This is a genomic window from Pseudomonas putida (genome assembly GCF_003228315.1).
GTDB classification, from domain to species: Bacteria; Pseudomonadota; Gammaproteobacteria; order Pseudomonadales; family Pseudomonadaceae; genus Aquipseudomonas; species Aquipseudomonas putida_S.
The window spans coordinates 1,591,956-1,611,623 of sequence record NZ_CP029693.1; the positions used below are offsets into that span (position 1 = coordinate 1,591,956).

A 19,668-nucleotide genomic window follows, 5' to 3' on the forward strand; every position below is an offset into this window, starting at 1 on the left:
ACTTCGTCAGACCCATTGATATGCGCCCGTTAAACCAAAGTATGAAGCCGGGCGCCAATGGGTCGCTGCCGAGGACTGAACGCGCCAAAAGCGTTCACTCCTGCAGCACCGGAAGGGTGAATTGAACAGTGGCGCCACAGGGCTGGTGGGCACTCGCCCACAGACGGCCACCATGGGCCTCGATGATCGAGCGACAGATCGACAGGCCCATGCCCAGCCCGGTGGGCTTGGTGGTGTAGAAGGACGTGAACACCTGGTCGACGTTCTCCGCGGCAAAACCCGGCCCCGAATCGCTGACGCTGACCAACACGTAGCCCTGCTCACCCGGCACCGCGCTGATCTGCAACTGGCGCTCGCCCTCGGGCGTCGCGCCCATGGCTTCAAGGGCATTCATGATCAGGTTGAGCAGCACCTGCTGCAGCTCCACACGGTCACCGACGATGAGCTGCAAGCCATCAGTGAGTTGCGTCTGCAACACCACGCCATTCTTCATGATCTGGCCACGGGTGAATTCGATCATTTCGCCGATGGCAACGTTGATGTCCAGCGGCCCTTTCTGCGGCGGCGCCTTGCGGATATGCCCACGGATCCGCCCCAGCACATCGGCTGCGCGGTTGGCATCCTGGATCAGGCGAGCGAGCACCTGACGCACTTCATCGAGTTCCGGTGGCTGGATATTCAGCCAACGCTGGGCGGCATTGGCGTTGAGGATGGCCGCGGCAATCGGCTGGTTGACCTCATGGGCGATAGACGCCACCAATTGCCCCATGGTGGCGACGCGATTGGCGTGGGCCAACTCGGTCTGCACCTCGCGATACCCACGGTACAAACGCGCGTTTTCAAGCGAGATCGCCGCTTGCGATGCCACCAGCTTGAGCACGGCGATTCGGCTTGGGCTGAACACCCGCGCGGTCAGATTGTTCTCCAGATACAACGCGCCTGTCAGCTTGGCCTGGTTCATCAAGGGCAGGCAGAGAATCGAGCGGGCGCGTTGCTGGCGCACGTAAGGGTCGGTGGCAAACGGCGCCTCGGCCATGGCATCGTCCAGGACGATGCTCTCGCGGGTGCGCAAGACATGATAAAGAACCGACTCCGGCAACAGTTGCGTGCTGACCGGTATCTCGCGCAACAGCGTCGCGTCATCGCCGGTGGTCACCTGCGCCGCGATCCGGTGCTCGCCAGCATCGGACAGAATCAGCAGCCCACGCTCCGCGCCAGCCTGTTCGATCGCCGTGAACATGACCATGTCGATCAGTTTTTCCAGCACGATCTCGCCCGACACCGCCTGGGAGACCTTGAGCACGGTGGCAAGATCCAGGTGCTCGACTGCCGTGGCCATGGTGGTGGTCGGACCCAGCGCGTGCTCCTCAGTGCGCAGCGCGGGGTACTTCGCATCGAGCTGGCGCACCTTGCCGTCGGCCCCCCAGCGCAGATAGCCGTAGCGGGCATCTTGCAGATAGACCCGGGCGATCTTGCCCAGGCCCCGGGCCGCGTAGAAGCGCGACGCCAGTTCGTTGGCCAGCGCCTCGATGTGGATGAAGCCGCTTTGCTGCGCCAGATGGATGCTGTGCTCGTAAAGCCCTTCGGCCTCCACAACGCGCCCTTCGACACGGGCGATTTCCGCCGCGACCAGGGCGGCCCGGCTGGCAAAATTCTCCGGACACTGCTGCGCCCAGCCCTGCAACTGCTGGTGATCGACCGCCATGGCGGCCAGATGCTCCGCATGCCTGCTGCGGGCAGCACCCTCACAGCACGCCGCCCGGGTCAGCGCGTCATAGAAGTAGTATTCCGCCTCCTCGAAAAACGACTGGCAAACCCACAGCAACTGCTGCGCCCTGCCCGCGGCCTGCAGGGCGGCTTCAGGCTCGCCGGCCATGTAGCGCGCCTGCAGTTTGCGCACCCAGTACAGACACTCGGCCAGTACCAGATCCGGGGTGCTGGCCAGATGAGTTTCAGTGTCGGCTTCGTTGAACTCGCTGTCCTCCAGGCGCCCGAAGGTCGGCGTCAGGCCGCGCAGCATGCGAATTTGCAGCAGTTGCGTGGTGATGAAATCCGTCACCAGGCCGAAGCGTACTTTCTTCGCATAATCCAGGCCCTGCTCGGCCTCGCCCTGCACCTCGGGCAACGGCTCGCCGGCAAACAGCAGATCGGCAGTGAGGTTGTTGCCCGAATAGGCACCATAGGGCAAGTCGCCGATCCGGTTGGCCGCCACGAACGAGCGGCGCAGCAGGTCCCGGCATTGCGCCACGGGTCGCATCCAGCGCACGGCAAAACACGAAAAACACAGATAGGTGCTGGCCTCGAACCGTGTCAGCCCGCGTTGCTCGACCAGGTCGCAGCCCAACTGCCCGAAGCGGAACCCCACCTCATGGTCACCGAAGCGTCGACCGGCCACCCGGAAGGCATTGGCATAAAGCACGCAGGAGGCATCGCAGTTGCCCCACTCCAGGCTCATGCTGATGGCCTTGCAGATCGACAGGTCTGACAGGTTCGCATCGCTCTGCAATGCAGGGGCAAAGAGTTTGCCCAGCACGTTGACGGTCACCAGGGACGTCGCGTCCTCCATCAACGGCAAGTCGATCAGATCCTCGATGGCCCGGTCCCCCAGCAATTCGCCGATGCGCTCATATTCGCGCCGCACATCATCATCGCTGGGGTGAGGCGACCACTCGATGCCCACATGCCGCAAGTAGTCAAGACAGACCGCACAGGCGGCATCGCTGCGATCCAGCAGCAGATGAACGTCCATTTGCAGGCAGGCAACGCTGGCCCGCTCGATCACGGTCATGGCACGCCGGGACAGAGCAATCAGGCGCCCGTCGGCGATGGCAAGCTGTCCGGTCAGGAATTCGCATTCGGCCCTGTTCAGTTCCAGCGCGAAACTGAGGGTACTGCGACGCGTCCAGCTACCCTCACCCAACAGCCGGGCACCCGTGGTGAGGTACTTGAGCGCCGAGGCGTAGGCAGACGAAGCCTTGGCACGCTGGCCGGCAATCAGGTTGAACTCGGCCAGTTGTTCCCGCTCGCTCTGTTCGGTGAGCAGTGCGGCGCCACGATTGAGCTGGCCAACGATTTCAAAGATCGACTCCTCCAGCCCTTGCGCGAGCGCCTGCGCTGCAAGCAACCGGCCGATCCGCAAATGGGCCTGGGCCCGCTCTTCCCTGGGGATCAGCGAATAGGCGGCCTCATGGATACGGTCATGAACAAAGGCATAGGCACCGTCCAGCCGCTCGACGAGTTCCTGGCGAATGGCCTCCCACAGCACCGTGCGCAGTTGCGCTTTGGGTACTTCCATCGCCGTCGCCAGAGCGCTGATACCGGCAACGTTTCCCAGACAGGCCAATTGCTGCAGCGCTTGCTGGGTATCGGTCGGCAAGCGGCTCAGTTTGCCGACCATCAGGTCCACGATGTTGTCGGTATAGCCCTTGGCATGGATGCGATCGGTGTCCCAGATCCAGCGACCCAAAGGGTGATCGAATGTCAGCAACTGCTCCTCGGCAAGGGCTTGCAGGAACTGGATCACGAAGAACGGATTGCCGGCGGTCTTGTCCAGTACCAGCTGTGCCAGCGGCTCCACCCGCGCGATCTCGTCATCGAGCGCCTCGGCGATCAACTGCTCGATGTGCGCCTTGGCCAGCGGCGCCAGGGTGATTTCGTCGACCCTGCCGTCCGCCTTGCGAATCGCCTGGATCTTCACCGACAGCGGGTGCCCGTCATCCACCTCGTTGCTGCGGTAGGCGCCGACCAGCATCAGGTGCCGCGTGTCCGAGCTGGTCAACAGATCTTCCAGCAAGTCGAGGGTTGCTGCGTCGAGCCATTGCAGGTCGTCGAGAAACAGTGCCAGCGGATGTTCGGCCTGGGCGAATACACCGATGAAGCGCCGTAGCACCAGCAGGAACCGGCGTTGCGCCTGTTGTGGATCCAGCGCCGGAACGGGTGGCGGTTCGCCGATGATCAGCTTCAGTTCGGGAATCAGGTCGGTCATCAGCCGCGCATGGGGCTCCAGCGCGTGCTGCAGGGCGTCGCGCCAATCCGCCAGTTCCGTGTCGTTCTTGCCCAGCAGCGTACGGACCAGGCTCTGGAATGCCTGCACCAATGTCGAATAGGGAATATCGCGGCTGTATTGATCGAACTTGCCGGAAGCGAAGAGCCCGCGCGGGGGGACCAGCACCTTGTGCAGCTCATTGACCACCGAGGATTTGCCGATACCGGAATAGCCGGTGACCAGCACCAGTTGCGGCGCGCTGCTGGCAATGATCCGGCCGAACGCGGCCACCAGCGTCTCGACCTCGCGCTCGCGGCCGTAGAGTTTTTCGGGAATCAACAGCCGGTCGCAGGCACCGTGTTCGCTGAGGGTAAAGGCCGTGATCCGGCCGGTCTGCTCCCATTCGGCCAGGCATCGGCGCAGGTCATGTTCAACCCCGGCGGCTGTCTGATAGCGCTCCTCGGCAGTCTTGGCGAGCAGCTTGGCGACAATGTCGCAGAGCACCTGGGGAATGGATTCGACCCTTGATTTGGCCGGCACCGGCATTTTCGCAATATGGCAATGCACCCATTCGATGGGGTCTGCAGCGGTAAACGGCAGTGTGGCGGTCAACATCTGGTACAGCGTGACGCCAAAGGAATAGAGGTCACTGCGCGAATCGATCGAGCGATTCATCCGGCCGGTCTGCTCGGGTGCCATGTAGGCCAGCGTGCCGGCGATTGTCTCGGGCGCCTGGCGCTCGCGCGGCAATTGTGAAGCGAGGCCGAAACCGGTGAGCCTGGCCTGGCCGTCGGTGCAGTTCACCAGGATATGGCTGGGCTTGATGTCTTTGTGGACGAGGCCGCGTTGATGGAGTTTGCCGATCGCCATCGCGATGTTGATGGCGTGATGCAGAAAAACCGTTGTCGGCATCGGCGCTGTCAGCAGTTGCACCAATGGCTCGCCACCCGGGTCTTCGAGCACAAGCTGCACATGGCCGTTCTCGCGCGCGATCTCCAGCGGTCGAACCGCCCAGCCACCTTCGAGTTCATCCCTGAGGGCAAACTCGTGGGCCAGACGACCAAGGCAGGCCGGAAGCGGCTGCTCGGCGGCAGGTCGCGTGACCAGGACCGAGTTCTCGCCATCGGCACCCGAGCGCAGTTCCCGACAGAAGACACGCTCGCCGTCGTCCCAAAGTATCTGCATGCTGTCATCCATCTGAATTGGAATGAAACCAGTCAGTTGCGCCACAACACTGTAGCAGGACAGGGAACAGCGACCCCCGCCGCCTGATCAATCGACAAAGATGACATTGAATGAGCTTGTCTACATCAACACTTAGATCTTAGCGACCTATACCTAGATATGATTTTCCCCCATCAAAGACCGCGTATCGTGTGAGGACAACGGCGCAGTAACGAGCAAATTCAATGATGCAAGACACTCAGCAGCGCACTGCACCGAACATTGCAGTTGTGGATGATGACGATTCGGTTCGAGGTGCCCTGGAAAGCCTGTTGCGCTCCAGCGGTTATAAAACCCGAACCTTCTGCAGTGCGCTGGAGTTTCTCGCGGCGAACGTTTCAACCCAGACCGATTGCCTGGTGTCAGATATCCAGATGCCGGGCATGAGTGGCGTAGAGATGTTCGAACAGTTGATTGCATCAGGCATTCACATCCCCACGATACTGATCACCGCCTATCCCGCCGCCGCCCCGCCCCTGAACGAGCACCGCCCGGAACTTATCGCCTGCCTGCCCAAACCCTGCGATGCCGACAAACTGCTGAACTGCATCGAAACCGCGCTGACACAGCGCCACTGAGACCCATTCGGCACGACCGCCAACAAACCTGTAGGAGCGAGCCTGCTCGCGATGGACTTGAGGACGCCGCGGGGAATCAGGTACCCAGCGTCATCGTTAACGACCATCGCGAGCAGGCTCGCTCCCACAAATGGAGCCGGTCAGCGCTTGAGGTTGGCCCGCGCGCTGTGCAGTTTCTTGTAGCTGTCGATCAGGCGCAGGTGGCGGTCGAGGCCTTCGAGTTTCATGCTGGTCGGCGTCAGGCCGTAGAAGCGTACGCTGCTGTTGACCGAGCCGATCGCGGCGTCCATCCGTTCGTTGCCGAACATCCGGCGGAAGTTGACCTCGTAGTCTTCCAGCTCCAGATCTTCGTCCAGTTCCATCTCCAGCACCGCATTCACTGCTTGATAGAACAAGCCGCGCTCGACGGTGTTGTCGTTGTACTGCAGGAAGGTTTCCACCGCCTCTTTCGCCTCTTCGAATTGCTGCAGGGCGAGGTAAATCAGCGCCTTCAATTCGAGGATCGTCAACTGGCCCCAGGCCGTGTTGTCATCGAACTCGATGCCGATCAGGGTGGTGATGTCGGTGTAATCGTCCAGCTCGCTTTCCACCAGACGCTCTACCAGATCCTTCAACTCGTCTTCGCTCAGGCGATGCAGGTTGAGGATGTCAGCACGGAAGAACAGCGCCTTGTTGGTGTTGTCCCAGATCAGGTCGTCGACCGGGTAGATCTCAGAGTAATCCGGCACCAGGATGCGGCAGGCCGTGGCACCGATGTGCTCGTACACCGCCATGTACGCTTCCTTGCCCATGTCCTTGAGGATGCCGAACAGCGTCGCGGCTTCCTCGGCATTGGAGTCCTCGCCCTGGCTGGTGAAGTCCCACTCGACGAACTCGTAATCGGACTTGGAACTGAAGAAGCGCCACGACACCACACCGCTGGAATCGATGAAATGCTCGACGAAGTTGTTCGGTTCGGTGACCGCATGACCTTCGAAGGTCGGCTGCGGCAGATCGTTCAGGCCTTCGAAACTGCGGCCCTGCAACAGCTCGGTCAGGCTGCGCTCCAGCGCCACCTCGAAGCTCGGGTGCGCGCCGAACGAGGCGAAGACACCACCGGTGCGCGGGTTCATCAAGGTCACGCACATGACCGGGAACTCACCGCCCAGCGACGCATCCTTGACCAGCACCGGGAAGCCCTGGGCTTCCAGGCCCTGGATACCGGCGAGAATCCCCGGGTATTTCGCCAACACGTCGGCCGGCACGTCCGGCAGCGCGAACTCGCCTTCGATGATTTCGCGCTTCACCGCACGCTCGAAGATTTCCGACAGGCACTGCACCTGGGCTTCAGCCAGGGTGTTGCCGGCGCTCATGCCGTTGCTCAGGTACAGGTTTTCGATCAGGTTGGACGGGAAATACACCACCTCGCCGTCGGACTGACGCACGAACGGCAGCGAGACGATGCCGCGCTCCTCATTGCCGGAGTTGGTGTCGAACAGGTGCGAGCCACGCAGCTCGCCATCGCGGTTGTAGATCTTCAGGCAGTACTCGTCGAGGATCTCCGCCGGCAATGCGTCCTTGCGCCCGGGCTGGAACCAGCGCTCATCGGGGTAATGCACGAACGGCGCGTTGGCGATCTCTTCGCCCCAGAACTGGTCGTTGTAGAAGAAGTTGCAGTTGAGCCGCTCGATGAACTCGCCCAGTGCCGAAGCCAGCGCGCTTTCCTTGGTCGAGCCCTTGCCGTTGGTGAAGCACATCGGCGAGTGCGCATCGCGGATGTGCAGCGACCACACGTTGGGCACGATGTTGCGCCAGGAGGCGATTTCGATCTTCATGCCAAGGTCGGCCAGGATCCCTGACATGTTGGCGATGGTCTGCTCCAGCGGCAGGTCCTTGCCGACGATGTAGGTGCCGCCATCGGAGGTCGAGTTCGGCATCAGCAAGGCCTGGGCGTCAGCGTCGAGGTTCTCCACCTCTTCGATCACGAACTCGGGGCCGGCCTGCACCACCTTCTTCACCGTGCAACGGTCGATGGAGCGCAAGATGCCTTGGCGGTCCTTGTCGGAGATGTCGGCCGGCAGCTCGACCTGGATCTTGAAGATCTGGTTGTAGCGGTTTTCCGGATCGACAATGTTGTTCTGCGACAGGCGGATGTTGTCGGTGGGGATGTTGCGGGTCTCGCAGTACAACTTCACGAAGTAGGCGGCACACAACGCCGACGAAGCCAGGAAGTAATCGAATGGACCCGGTGCCGAACCATCGCCCTTGTAGCGGATGGGCTGATCGGCGATCACCGTGAAGTCATCGAACTTGGCTTCAAGTCGAAGGTTGTCGAGAAAGTTGACCTTGATTTCCATGGGGGAATACCAGAATAGCGAGCTAAGCGAAATTGGCCGCCATTATCCGGTTTTTGAGCGGCAAGTCTTGTGCTTTTCCCCGGTGGCCGCTGACCGGTTCTACATACCCTGCGCAGGATGCGCCAGCGCAGGGTCGTATAGGGCCTTACTTGCGGATCGCGGTATAGGACTCACGCAGATCACTGGCCCAGCCATCGAGCACGACCTTGACGTCATCCGGGGTCAGGACCTGTTTGTCGTCGTCCAGCGCCAACCCGGTGCCCTTGCGTACGACCTCGGCCACCACTTCCCCGGTGGCACCGTCCTCGAAGGACACTTCGGTGAAGATTTCACTGTCCTGGTCGCGGATGCCGGTGGCGGTGCTGACACCGGCGGCGACCAGGGTGACCGGCAGCCATTCATAGAATTTCAGGCCCTGGGTACTGGTCGCGACCCGGGTGATGGCCGGCCGGACAACCAAGGTGTCGGAGTCCGGTTTCGTCACCAGCGGCAGCATTTTGCTCAGTTCGGCGCGCAGGGCGGCGTCGTAGTAGTCGGTGACGCCGGACAACGTGCTCAGAGGAATCCGCTCGGTCGGCTCCGGCCCCGGATAGAACTGGCTAGGCGCCAGATAGACCTTGCTGTAGCGGCCGCGCTTGACCGCAGGGCTGACCCAGCTCAAAACCGTCTGGCCCGAGGGCGACTGGCGTTCCGTCAGCAGACTGTAGTCATACAGAAACCCGGTATACATTTCAGGGGTGACTTTCTTGCTGCTACAGGCCGACAGGCTCAGGGTGGCCGCAAACAACAGCGACAGCGAGCGAATGCTTGTGATCATGGTGATTCCTTGTAGGGCGGGACGGCCTGCACCGTCAGGCATGGGCTTGGAACTGGGTGTGCGGGGCATCATCCGAATGCTCGATGCGCAACTGGCCATGAGTCATGATCCAGTGGATGAATTCGGCGGTCGGGATGGAGTGGATGTATTCCACCCAATGGGAATCTTCCGGGCTGTAGCGCTCGAAATAGCGGCGCATCACGATCTGGCTCTGATCGCTGGCCAGCCCCAGGCAGGTCTCCTGGAACAGGATCGACTTGTCGCCCCCGGGCAATGCCGTACGTTGGGTCAGGATCAAGGGACGGCCAGTGGTGTGCCCCCCGGCGCTCTGGCTGCCGTTCAATACCTTCATGAATACCTCCGTGCAATGGAATGCCCGCAGGTTGCCCGAGAGTTTTTGCCTGAGGATGTCCGCTTGATGTCTGCGCCGAAGGAATGTTGCTCGATTGAAATAAATGACCGGGGCAGCGAAATGGTTTTAGATGCGCTCTTTTTTCGACCCGGGATGCGGTAATCGTGAGCAGACTGCTGATCGTCGACGACGATATGGAAATTCTGTCCCTGCTGAAGAAGTTCTTCGTTCAGCATGCCTATGAGGTGGACGTGGCGCCCCATGGCGAGGCCATGTGGGCGGCGATTGCGCAGAACCGCCCGGACACGATCATCCTCGACGTGATGCTGCCCGGCGAAAGCGGCCTGAGCCTGTGCCAGAAAGTACGGGCGCAGACCGGGATCCCGATCATCATGCTCACCGCCATGGCCGAGTTGAGCGATCGCATCGTCGGCCTGGAACTGGGCGCCGACGACTACCTGACCAAACCCTTCGCCCCCCAGGAACTGCTGGCCCGGGTGCGCGCCCTGCAACGTCGTGCCGGCGAACAGAAAAGCCCCGTTAGCGAACCGTCTCGGCCGGTCAGCAGCTTCGCCGGTTGGCACCTGGATATCACCTGCCGCGAATTGCGCTCACCCGATAACGTGATGATTCCGCTGTCCGGTGGCGAGTTCGACCTGCTGGTGGTGTTCCTCGAGCATCCCCAGCGCATCCTCACCCGCGAGCAACTGATCGACCTCACGCACGGCCAGGGCCATGACGCCTTCGACCGCAGCATCGATGTGCAGGTCAGCCGCCTGCGACGCAAAATCGAACCCGACAGCAAGCGCCCGGACCTGATCCGTACCGTGCGCAATGGAGGCTATATGTTCACCGCCAAGGTCACCCGCTCGTGATCGGCCGCCTGTTCCGTCGCGACACCTTGCGGCGCCGGATTGCCCTGACCATCGTCGCCGCGATGGTGGCCTCGCTGACCCTCAATGCCCTGTTCGTGCAAGTCGCCGGCACCTGGGCCCGCCCGCCCATCGAGCGCACCGGCCTGCTGGAGCAGATTGCCGCGGCCACCCGGGTGATCGAAGCGGCGCCGCCCCAGCTGCGAGGGCAATTGGCGGGCGCGGCCAGCAACCCCATGCTCGATGTGGCGTGGAGCGCCGATCGCGGCACCCTCAACCTGCCGGCCGGGGGCGCGCCCGTGGAAACCGGCAAGGTGCCGGTCATGCATCAATTGTTGGGTGATGAGCGCGAGATCGACGTGTTCAACCCTTCCAATTGGCCGGCTGACAGCCCCGAGGCGCGTTACGTCGCGCTGGTGCGCCTGGTCGATGGCAGCTGGTTGACGTTCACCCCGCCCGAACGCAGCTGGGGCCTGGACACCCGCACAAGGATCGCCGTGATCATCGCCCTGGGACTGATCGCCACCCTGCTGGTTGCCTGGATCGCCACGCGCCAACTGGCCAATCCCCTGCAACGTTTCGCCAGTGCCGCGCGGCGCTTCGGCGGCGACCTGAGCGCCCCGCCCATCGTCATCGAAGGCCCCCACGAAATACGCCAGGCGATCATCGCCTTCAACACCATGCAGGCGCAGATCCAGCACTTCATTGGCGAACGCACGCACATGCTCGCCTCCATCTCCCATGACTTGCGCGCGCCCCTGACGCGGATGCGCTTGCGCAGCGAGTTCATGGAGGATCTGGACCATCAGCGCAAAATGATTCGCGACATCGACGAGATGCAATCGATGATCAGCGCGGCCCTGGCGTTCTTCCGCGAAGACACGCACCTGGAGCCATCCACGGCGTTCGACCTGTCGGAACTGCTGCAAACCATCATCGACGACTTCCGCGACCAGGACCTCGTCATCGCCTTCACCGGCCCGGCGCACTGGGTGTATGACGGCCGCCCGCTGGGGATCAAGCGGGTGGTGGTCAACCTGCTGGAGAACGCCGTGAAGTACGGACTACGCCCGGGCACCACGCTCAAGTTCGATGAAGACTGGGTCTACATCGAGGTCAGCGACGAAGGGCCGGGCATTCCCGAAGACGCGCTGCAACGGGTGTTCGATCCGTTCTTCCGCCTGGAGACCTCGCGCAATCGCGACACCGGTGGGGTCGGGCTCGGACTGTCGGCCGCGCGGGCGATCGTTCGCGAACAGGGTGGTGAGCTGACCTTGAGCAATCGCAGCACCGGAGGATTGCTCGCGCGGGTGGCGTTACCCCGCAACCGATAAGCTTCAGGGAGCAGGTTTGCGTCGTGCCTCTTGTTCCTCCAATGCCTGACGCACCAGCGCCCTCGCCGCCCAGGCCGCGGCGCTCAAAGACTCGTCGACGCTCGCGCCGCCCACATCGCGTACCGCGATCAACGCCTCGGTGCCCATGACCATTGACAGCGCCTGCTTCAGCCGCTTGCGCGCCCGGGGTGGGAGCACGCCCTTGAGCGAGTCGACAATCGGCTCGATATAGCTCATGCGTCGCCCCGGCCGCAGAGGCGATTCGTCGGGCTGGTTTTCCAGCCACACGGTCATGAACGAACGCTCCATCATGCGCAGGCCCACCTCGTCGCCGATCAGCAGCCGGTTCAGCGCATCCGCTGCCAGGCCCATGCCCTTGGCCGGGTCGTCTCCCGGTTGCCAGAAGTGCTCCAGCGGCTGCATGTCACGGTCCATCGCCGTCTCGCTGATCAACGCTTCCGGCGAGGGAAAGTAGCGATAGGCCGTGGCCCGCGACACCATCGCGCGCTCCGCCACCTCGGCAATCGTCGGGTTCAGCCCCTCCTCGCGCAACGCCACAGCGGCCTCGATCAGTGCCTGACGGGTTCGATTGCGCTGGTTGGCGCGGCCCTGATGACCGTTCGGGGATGAGATGCTTGACTTCGATTTGGCCATGGAATAAATGATACTCCGTCTTATTGTGAGACTCGCGTCTCATAATAGATACCAGGAAGCGCGCCAACAAGTGCTCGCCTCAAGAGCCCGACCGCGCGCCAGAAGGACCTCATTTCAATCGTCCTGCAACTGAGCGCGCCTGCCGGCGCATGAGGTGAATGCCATGAATCACAACTCCCGTTCGCAAACCTGGTTTCGGCTCGCTGTCGTCTACTTCGCCATTGGCGTGGGGCTGGGCGTGACGATGGGCGCCTCCGGCGACCACTCACTCTTCGCGGTCCATGCCCATGTCAATTTGCTGGGGTGGGTGTCGATGGCGCTGTTCGGACTGATGGGGACGGTCCGACCGTCAATCACCGAAGGCCGCCTCGCCGCTGCGCAATTTTGGAGCTGGAATATTGGGGTACCGGTGATGCTGGGTGCGTTGACCTTGCGCCTTAAGGGTTTTCCGTCTGTTGAGCCGGTGATTGGCGTTGCCTCGATACTGATTGGGTGCAGTGTGCTGATGTACGTGTGGCTGGTTTTTTCGCGGGTCGGGGTGGCGGCTGAGGATTTGGAGAGAATGGCGGAGGAATCGCGGGTGTCATGATCCGAACCAACGTAGCTGCCCTTCGCCGGGGGCAGCTACCGAGTCCCACTACACTGCAACGCCGGCACCTGCGAAAAATCGCCCCAAGCCTTACAATCGCGCCCATTCATCGCAAAATCAGACAGGCTACAAGGCTATGGCGCTCGACCCTCCCACTATGTTGACTATCTCCGTCGCCCTCGCTGCGGCCGCCGCGTTGTACCTGGCGATCGAGTGGCGCAGCATTCGGGAACCTTCTCTGCTGTGTTTCAGCGCGGGTTTTACCACGATCACCGTGGGCTCCACCCTCGCCCTGTTGCGCATGAGCGGTCTGTTGCTGATCGGTATCTGGTTCGCCAACGGCCTGTTGGTGCTGGCTCACTGGCTGTTCCTGCTGGGGGTTGCGCGTTTTACCCGTGTGCGGCTGGCCCGGGCCTGGTACCTGATTTTCGTGGCGTGGCTGGCTCTGCTGTTTCTGCCGGATGATCCGTCATGGTCGAAGATCATGCTGGTAGCCAATTCGCTGCTGGTGGCGCTGTTGTCGATCCGGGCCAGTTTCCTCCTGCGCCCCCACGGCAAGTCGTTGAGCGTGGGGGCGGTGCAGTTGCGTTATGTGCTGATGGCCCACGGGATTTTCTATATCGCCAAGGCGTTGACGGCGGTGGTGCCGGGCACGCTGATCGATCTGGCGTCGTTGCGCGGCGAGATCATCCAGATTTCGCTGGTTGAAGGGGTCATGGCGATCATGCTGATTGCCTTGTCGATGACCGGCACCGAGCGTTATCGGCGCGAGAAAAAGATCGCGCACTTGGCCGAGCGTGATCCATTGACCACCCTGTACAACCGTCGCGCCTTTGAAGTGCGGGCCATGCGTCTGCTGGGCGAGGTTTCGGTGGACCGGCCGGGCGCCCTGCTGCTGATTGATATCGACAACTTCAAGCTGGTCAATGATCTGTATGGACACACGGCGGGCGACCGTCTGCTAGTGACGTTGAGCGAGATCATCGTTTCGCAGTTGCCTGAGGGTGCACTGGCGGCCCGTTTGGGCGGCGACGAATTCGTCATCGTGTTCCGCGATGCATCAAATGAGCGAATCATCGAATTGGGCAGCACCTTGCGCGACCGTTTCTACGGCGCGGCTTCACAGGCGTTCGACACGCCGGAAGCGGTGACCCTGAGCATCGGCGCCCACCTGTTCGACCAGCCACCGGCCAGCCTGACGGAGATCATCGAGCCCGGTGACGTGGCGCTGTACCAGTCCAAGCGCGGTGGGCGAGACAGTATTCGTCTGGTCGATGGCACCCGCACTGGGGCCGAGCCGTTGCGGGTGGACTGATTGACGATCGCCCACCCCTGTAGGAGCTGCCGAAGGCTGCGATCTTTTGATTTTGATTTTTTAAAAGCAAGATCAAAAGATCGCAGCCTTCGGCAGCTCCTGCAAGGGTTAAGCTCTCTCCCGCTGAACGGTTCCAAGTCAATAAAGAGCAGCGTCTAAGCTAAGCAGACACCCCGCCCAATCACGCCGCCGAAGGGGAATCAGGATGCCCGGAAAATCTGTGCGCCCCTGCTCGTCATGGGTCCTGCCCTCGCTACTCATCCTCGACCTGCTGCTGACTGCCGGGTGTTCGCACAAAACCGCCACGGCTCGCCCGGCCGCCTCAAGCCTGGGTGATCCCTGCTATGCCAAGGCCCTGCCGACCACCGGAGAAGGCGGCCTGGCCTGGGGCGCCACCTTGGGCGTGGCGCGCAAGAAATCCCTGGATAACTGCATGCGCTATGCCGGGCGCTCCGGCGGCACACCGGACACCTGCCAGGTGGTGCTGGCGCAATGCAAAAAATAAAACACGCATCAACAAAAAAACGCCCCGGCTTTTCGGCCAGGGCGCTATTGATCAAGCTATCAATCAGAAGTCTTGCGCGGTCGGACGCAGGACGATCTCGTTGATGTCCACATCAGCCGGTTGCTCGATGGCGAAGGCGATGGCCCGTGCGACCGAAGCGGCCGGAATGGCCTTCTTGTAGAACTCGCCCACCACCTCGGCGCTCGGCTGGTGGCCGCTGCCGAACTTCAGTTCGGATTCCACCGCACCCGGTTCGATGGTGGTGGTGCGGATGTTGCCGCCGACTTCGTGACGCAGGCCGTCGGAGATGGCGCGGACCGCGAATTTGGTGCCGCTGTACACCGAACCACCCGGGCTGAACACCTTGATGCCAGCCACCGACGAGATGTTGATGAAGTGCCCGCTGGCCTGTTTCTCGAACAGTGGCAGTGCCGCGGCAATCCCGTACAGCACGCCCTTGACGTTGATGTCGATCATGCGATCCCACTCATCGACGCGCAGCTCGGAGATCGGCGAAATCGCCATCAGGCCCGCATTGTTGATCATCACATCGACCCGTCCGAACGCTTCGACCGCCTTGGCCACCAGTGCCGTCAGATCCGCCTGGCGGGTGACATCGATCGGGTGGGCAATGGCCTTGCCGCCTTCTGCGGTGATCTCCTGGACAATCGCGTCCAGACGATCCTGGCGACGGGCGCCCAGCACCACGTGGGCACCGAGTTTGGCCAGATGACGCGCCGTTTCTTCGCCCAGACCGCTGCTTGCACCGGTAATGACGACCACTTTGCCTTGGATGTTGTTGCTCATGGTTCAGTACTCCTGAAGGGGCTTGCTTGAGTTGATGGGTTCAGTCTGTACTGGTTTTATTCGTCAGAAAATGGAAGAGTTCGGATTTTAGAATTCCACTTTCTGGAACGGAGTCGACGGCCATGCTCAATCGAATGGAGCTGATCCGGATCTTTTCGGTGGCGGCGCAGTGCACCACCTTTCGCGAAGCGGCCACGCGCCTGGGCACCTCGCCGCAAACCGTGACGCGGGCGATCAAGGAGCTGGAACGCACCTTCGGCGAATTGCTGTTCCACCGCAGCACCCGTCAGGTGCATGTCACCACCTTTGGCGCCGAGCTTGCCCAGAAGGCCCGTGAAACCCTGGACCAGGTGGATCAGCTGTTTATCGCCCACAGCAAGCAGCAGGACCAGGGTATCGTCGGACGCGTCGGCATCACGGCGCCCCACGCCATCGGCAAGCTGTACCTGACGCAATTCCTCAAACCGCTGATGCGGGAAAATCCCGGGCTGCGCATTGACCTGAGCCTGGATGACCAGATCACCGACGCAGTGGCCAGCCGGATCGACATTGGCGTGCGGGTTGGCGCCGTGCGGGATCGGCGTTTTATCGCCAGGACGGTGGCGCGCATCGTGCTGAAAATCGTTGCGGCCCCTGCCCTGCTCGATACGGTGGCGCGTCCCGAGACTGTCGAGGAACTGAAGCGCCTGCCGCTGTCCATGTTGATGGATCGCAACAACGGTCGCCCCTGGCCGTGGCTGCTGGCCGAGGGGCAAGTGTTCCTGCCGGTGTCTCCGGCCTTCACCTGCGATGACCCGGAGACCGAGCGCGAGATGGTGCTGGAGGGGATCGCCTTCGGGCAGTTGCCGGGTTATCTGGCAGACCCGTACCTGACTGACGGGCGACTGGTGGAAGTTCTGCAACAGGAAGTCCCGGCGCCCTTCGAGCTGATCATGTATCGCCCGCAAACCGGGCCGGTGGCGCCTCGGGTGCGGCTGGTGTACGACCATCTGGTGAAGTGCTTCTCCGACCCGGAGATTTTCCCGCAAAGTTCGCCATGAACTCGACGATAGGCGCCGATCAGTACAATTTCCCTTAGGTTTCGCTTCACGAACCCGATTAATGAGCTATACCGGCTAATTCCCCATTGCAGTTCTTCGACACAGGAGTTTGGCAATGAAACCTGGAATCCCACTCGCGGCGCTCATCATCGGCACCAGCCTGCTCGGTTGCGCCAGCTCTTCCTCAGACCGTGGCGTGAACGTTCCCCTGACGGCCACCCGCAACAACGCCGGTCAGATCGGCAACGTCACCCTGACTGACCTTGAGCAGAAAACCGGCCTCAGTTTCTTCATCAGCGGCGTGCCCAATGGCGCCGTCCTGCCCTTGCGGGTGCAGTCGTTCATCTACAAAGGCAGCTGCCAGCAACCCGGCGCCGTGGCCTTTGCCATGAATGATCAGGTCAACACCTCACGGCAGCCAATCAAGGGCTGGACCTTCTCGCGCATCGCACCGGTGGCGAGATCCGTGCTGCTGTCCGGCGATTACTCCGTGGTGGTGCGCAGCACGGCGGACAGTGGCAACCAGGATCTGTTTTGCGGGGATATCAAGCAGGGCAATCCGGTGAAATAGCTGGGGCTGGAAAATTTCCGGCGCCTGAGCGGACGCCTTCGCGGGCAAGCCACGCTCCCACAGGGTTTCGCGGTGTACGCAGAAATCGCGGCCAACCCATATCCCTGTGGGAGCGGGCTTTCCCGCGAAGTGGCCCTGACAGGCACAACAAAATCCGGATCAGCTTCACACCGGCGAAATCGTCGCCAACACGCCAATCAAAATAGTCACCAGCAGAAAGCCACCCAGAAAAATCGCCATCTTGCCCATAAGGCCCCCTACACATTGAGTTTGCGGTGCACCGCGCGTGTGGCGGCGGAACGTGCCGTTATTGTGCGGCGCCAACTGAGTGCATTACAGACGCAGAAAGCGCGGAAAAATACGGATCAGATGGGATTCGGGGCATGAAAAAGCCCACTGACGCTCGGTCATGACGTCTATCGCGAGCTGCCTGCTCGCGATCGTGGTCTTCTTTTCGAATACATATCCATTGCTGCAGTAACAGCCACTTAAAGTTCAGCCCTTACGGCGGGGCAGATCGGTGATTCCTGTAGGAGCGAGCCTGCTCGCGATGGACGACAGAACACCGCGGGGTGTCAGGCTGCCAGCGTTATCGTTGACGACCATCGCGAGCAGGCTCGCTCCTACAGGGGATCGGGTACGTCCGTGAAATCAGGTCGGCTGGCAAGCCAGCTCCCACAGGTACCTGCGCGCCCATGAAATCCGGGGGCGACCATCAACAAAAAAGCCCACTGACCGTCTCCGGTTCAGTGGGCTTTTCGATTACGTGTATTTACTTACAGCGCCATATCAGTCGCCGCATTCTCTTTCACAGGCTTGGCCTTTTCCGCTTCAACAGCCGGAGCTGCCACCTGACCAATCACCGGAGGCGTAGGCAGTTCCAGCACCTTGGCGGTGTAGGCCCACTCCTCGGCCACTTTGGCCGGGTCGTTGTTCAGCTGGGTGCCGTAGCTCGGGACGATCTTGTGCAGCTTCTCTTGCCACTCAGGGGTCGCGACCTTGTCCTTGAACACCTTCTGGATCACCGAGAGCATGATCGGCGCAGCGGTCGAGGCGCCTGGCGAAGCACCCAGCAGGCCGGCCATCGAACCGTCGGCGGAAGCGACGATTTCGGTACCCAGCTTCAGCACGCCACCGGCGGCTTCGTCACGCTTGATGATCTGCACGCGCTGGCCCGCTTGCCACAGGCGCCAGTCTTCGGCCTTGGCGTTCGGGAAGTATTCCTTCAGGGCGTTGAGGCGGTCTTCATCCGACAGCATCAGCTGGCCGGCCAGGTACTCCACCAGCGGGTATTCCTTGATGCCCACGCGGGTCATCGGCCACACGTTGTGCGTAGTGGTGGTGGTCAGCAGGTCCAGGTACGAGCCTTCTTTGAGGAACTTGGTGCTGAAGGTCGCGAACGGGCCAAACAGGATCACGCGCTTGCCGTCCAGCACACGGGTGTCCAGGTGTGGAACCGACATCGGCGGCGCGCCAACGGAGGCTTTGCCGTAGGCCTTGGCCAGGTGCTGCTCGGCGATGGCCGGGTTGTCGGTCACCAGGAACGAGCCACCCACCGGGAAGCCGGCGTATTCACGGGCTTCAGGAATGCCCGACTTCTGCAGCAGGTGCAGGGCACCGCCGCCGGCGCCGATGAACACGAACTTGGCGTCGGTTTCCGACTTGCTGCCGTCCTTGAGGTTCTTGTAGCTCACGCGCCAGGTGCCATCGGCATTGCGGGTGATGTCCTGCACTTCGCTGGACAGCTTCAGGTCGAATTTCGGCGTGGTTTGCAGGTGTGCAACGAACTGGCGGGTGATTTCGCCGAAGTTCATGTCGGTACCCAGCGGGCTCCAGGTGGCCGCGATTTTCTGGTTCGGGTCACGCCCTTCCATCATCAGCGGGACCCACTTCTTGATCACTTCCGGGTCTTCGGAGTACTGCATGCCGGCGAACAGCGGGCTCGCCTGCAGGGCTTCGTAGCGCTTTTTCAGGAACTTGATGTTGTCATCGCCCCACACGAAGCTCATGTGCGGTGTGGTGTTGATGAACGAACGCGGGTTCTTCAGCACGCCCTGCTGGACCTGCCAGGCCCAGAACTGGCGGGAGACCTGGAAGGCTTCGTTGATTTCAACGGCCTTGGGGATCGAGACCTTGCCGTTCTCGTCTTCAGGGGTGTAGTTCAGCTCGGCGAGTGCGGAGTGACCGGTACCGGCGTTGTTCCAGCCGTTGGAGCTTTCCAGGGCGACGCCGTCCAGACGCTCGATCATTTCCATCGAGGTGCCGGGTTCCAGCTCGTTGAGCCACACACCCAGGGTGGCGCTCATGATGCCGCCGCCAACCAGCAACACATCGACTTTCTTGGCGTCTGCGGCCTGCGCTGTCGTCATCCCCAACGACAGAGCCAGCCCCAGCAGGGCCGTGTTCACTTTCTTAAACATCTGTAACACCTTTGATAAAACGTCATCCGCCCTTTTGATTCTTACCCGCAGGCCCCGTGTTTCACGGCATTCAGGCAAATGTCGTGGGCGCCTGGTCGTAAGTTTCGCAGGGTGGGCACACAAGGCCGATGAACCGCATCGACCCCAGTTATAAGTCCCTACTGAACTGACTTTTTATCTTTTTTGGCTTCAGCTACTTGAGCGACAGTGATTCCGTTCGCCCGCCGCGAAAGCAGGAAAACCGAATAGGTCAAACCAAGTTGTTGCGA

General features: G+C 61.6%; 15 protein-coding genes. 8 read left to right on the top strand and 7 right to left on the bottom strand.

The genetic code is table 11. The features are described 5' to 3' along the window. Positions 1-94: 94 nt before the first annotated feature. Entirely contained in the window at positions 95-5,170 is a 5,076-nt protein-coding gene (locus tag DKY63_RS07140) for a trifunctional serine/threonine-protein kinase/ATP-binding protein/sensor histidine kinase (protein WP_110963458.1), read from the bottom strand. A 224-nt stretch (positions 5,171-5,394) separates the two neighbouring features. Between DKY63_RS07140 and DKY63_RS07145 the strand changes: the two genes are divergently transcribed. Beyond that, on the top strand, positions 5,395-5,787 hold the full coding sequence (locus DKY63_RS07145; RefSeq protein WP_110963459.1) for a response regulator transcription factor: 393 nt from the start codon (positions 5,395-5,397) through the stop codon (positions 5,785-5,787). Positions 5,788-5,927: 140 nt separating this feature from the next. Here the strand turns inward: DKY63_RS07145 and DKY63_RS07150 are convergent, their stop codons facing one another. The 3 genes from DKY63_RS07150 to DKY63_RS07160 all read right to left on the bottom strand — a co-directional run bounded on the left by DKY63_RS07150 (position 5,928) and on the right by DKY63_RS07160 (position 9,292). Beyond that, complete coding sequence (locus DKY63_RS07150; RefSeq protein ID WP_110963460.1) at positions 5,928-8,123, bottom strand: OsmC domain/YcaO domain-containing protein; 2,196 nt, start codon at positions 8,121-8,123, stop codon at positions 5,928-5,930. Between the two features lie 145 nt (positions 8,124-8,268). Next, on the bottom strand, positions 8,269-8,937 hold the full coding sequence (locus DKY63_RS07155) for a DUF3313 domain-containing protein (protein WP_110967870.1): 669 nt from the start codon (positions 8,935-8,937) through the stop codon (positions 8,269-8,271). Between the two features lie 37 nt (positions 8,938-8,974). Further along, positions 8,975-9,292: a hypothetical protein gene (locus DKY63_RS07160; RefSeq protein ID WP_110963461.1), complete on the bottom strand. Its 318-nt coding sequence runs from the start codon at positions 9,290-9,292 to the stop codon at positions 8,975-8,977. Positions 9,293-9,456: 164 nt separating this feature from the next. Here DKY63_RS07160 and DKY63_RS07165 point away from each other — a divergent pair, with 164 nt between their 5' ends. Together DKY63_RS07165 and DKY63_RS07170 are read left to right on the top strand one after the other, a co-directional pair. Then, the gene (locus DKY63_RS07165; protein ID WP_110963462.1) at positions 9,457-10,167 is read left to right on the top strand and encodes a response regulator; all 711 of its coding nucleotides are present in this window, start codon (positions 9,457-9,459) and stop codon (positions 10,165-10,167) included. After that, a complete protein-coding gene (locus DKY63_RS07170; protein ID WP_110963463.1) occupies positions 10,164-11,498 on the top strand; it encodes an ATP-binding protein in 1,335 nt (444 codons plus the stop codon). Before DKY63_RS07165 ends, DKY63_RS07170 begins: the two co-directional genes overlap by 4 nt. Before the next feature lie 3 nt (positions 11,499-11,501). Here the strand turns inward: DKY63_RS07170 and DKY63_RS07175 are convergent, their stop codons facing one another. Further along, the gene (locus DKY63_RS07175; protein ID WP_110963464.1) at positions 11,502-12,152 is read right to left on the bottom strand and encodes a TetR/AcrR family transcriptional regulator; all 651 of its coding nucleotides are present in this window, start codon (positions 12,150-12,152) and stop codon (positions 11,502-11,504) included. Positions 12,153-12,315: 163 nt separating this feature from the next. Between DKY63_RS07175 and DKY63_RS07180 the strand changes: the two genes are divergently transcribed. The 3 genes from DKY63_RS07180 to DKY63_RS07190 all read left to right on the top strand — a co-directional run bounded on the left by DKY63_RS07180 (position 12,316) and on the right by DKY63_RS07190 (position 14,561). Further along, positions 12,316-12,741 (top strand): hypothetical protein, encoded by a 426-nt coding sequence (locus tag DKY63_RS07180; RefSeq protein ID WP_110963465.1) that lies wholly within the window; start codon positions 12,316-12,318, stop codon positions 12,739-12,741. A gap of 136 nt (positions 12,742-12,877) precedes the next feature. Next, positions 12,878-14,056 carry a GGDEF domain-containing protein gene (locus tag DKY63_RS07185; RefSeq protein WP_110963466.1) on the top strand — a complete coding sequence of 393 codons (1,179 nt, stop codon included), beginning with the start codon at positions 12,878-12,880 and terminating at the stop codon, positions 14,054-14,056. 205 nt (positions 14,057-14,261) lie between these two features. After that, positions 14,262-14,561, top strand: a complete 300-nt coding sequence (locus tag DKY63_RS07190; protein WP_110963467.1) for a hypothetical protein — start codon at positions 14,262-14,264, stop codon at positions 14,559-14,561. 63 nt (positions 14,562-14,624) lie between these two features. Here DKY63_RS07190 and DKY63_RS07195 read toward each other — a convergent pair whose 3' ends face one another. After that, entirely contained in the window at positions 14,625-15,368 is a 744-nt protein-coding gene (locus tag DKY63_RS07195) for an SDR family oxidoreductase (protein WP_110963468.1), read from the bottom strand. 122 nt (positions 15,369-15,490) lie between these two features. On the opposite strand from DKY63_RS07195, the gene DKY63_RS07200 reads away from it, so the two are divergent. After that, positions 15,491-16,408: a LysR family transcriptional regulator gene (locus DKY63_RS07200; protein ID WP_110963469.1), complete on the top strand. Its 918-nt coding sequence runs from the start codon at positions 15,491-15,493 to the stop codon at positions 16,406-16,408. 115 nt (positions 16,409-16,523) lie between these two features. Beyond that, positions 16,524-16,979, top strand: a complete 456-nt coding sequence (locus DKY63_RS07205; protein WP_110963470.1) for a hypothetical protein — start codon at positions 16,524-16,526, stop codon at positions 16,977-16,979. Between the two features lie 776 nt (positions 16,980-17,755). Here DKY63_RS07205 and mqo read toward each other — a convergent pair. Next, positions 17,756-19,399, bottom strand: a complete 1,644-nt coding sequence (mqo, locus tag DKY63_RS07210) for a malate dehydrogenase (quinone) (protein WP_110963471.1) — start codon at positions 19,397-19,399, stop codon at positions 17,756-17,758. Positions 19,400-19,668 lie beyond the last annotated feature (269 nt).

Bases quoted from the DNA above. Each gene is read 5' to 3' on its own strand.
- DKY63_RS07175 (WP_110963464.1), bottom strand. From the start codon at position 12,152: ATGGCCAAATCGAAGTCAAGCATCTCATCCCCGAACGGTCATCAGGGC.
- DKY63_RS07145 (WP_110963459.1), top strand. From the start codon at position 5,395: ATGATGCAAGACACTCAGCAGCGCACTGCACCGAACATTGCAGTTGTG.
- DKY63_RS07190 (WP_110963467.1), top strand. From the start codon at position 14,262: ATGCCCGGAAAATCTGTGCGCCCCTGCTCGTCATGGGTCCTGCCCTCG.
- DKY63_RS07140 (WP_110963458.1), bottom strand. From the start codon at position 5,170: ATGCAGATACTTTGGGACGACGGCGAGCGTGTCTTCTGTCGGGAACTG.
- DKY63_RS07185 (WP_110963466.1), top strand. From the start codon at position 12,878: ATGGCGCTCGACCCTCCCACTATGTTGACTATCTCCGTCGCCCTCGCT.
- mqo (WP_110963471.1), bottom strand. From the start codon at position 19,399: ATGTTTAAGAAAGTGAACACGGCCCTGCTGGGGCTGGCTCTGTCGTTG.
- DKY63_RS07195 (WP_110963468.1), bottom strand. From the start codon at position 15,368: ATGAGCAACAACATCCAAGGCAAAGTGGTCGTCATTACCGGTGCAAGC.
- DKY63_RS07205 (WP_110963470.1), top strand. From the start codon at position 16,524: ATGAAACCTGGAATCCCACTCGCGGCGCTCATCATCGGCACCAGCCTG.
- DKY63_RS07180 (WP_110963465.1), top strand. From the start codon at position 12,316: ATGAATCACAACTCCCGTTCGCAAACCTGGTTTCGGCTCGCTGTCGTC.
- DKY63_RS07160 (WP_110963461.1), bottom strand. From the start codon at position 9,292: ATGAAGGTATTGAACGGCAGCCAGAGCGCCGGGGGGCACACCACTGGC.
- DKY63_RS07150 (WP_110963460.1), bottom strand. From the start codon at position 8,123: ATGGAAATCAAGGTCAACTTTCTCGACAACCTTCGACTTGAAGCCAAG.
- DKY63_RS07200 (WP_110963469.1), top strand. From the start codon at position 15,491: ATGCTCAATCGAATGGAGCTGATCCGGATCTTTTCGGTGGCGGCGCAG.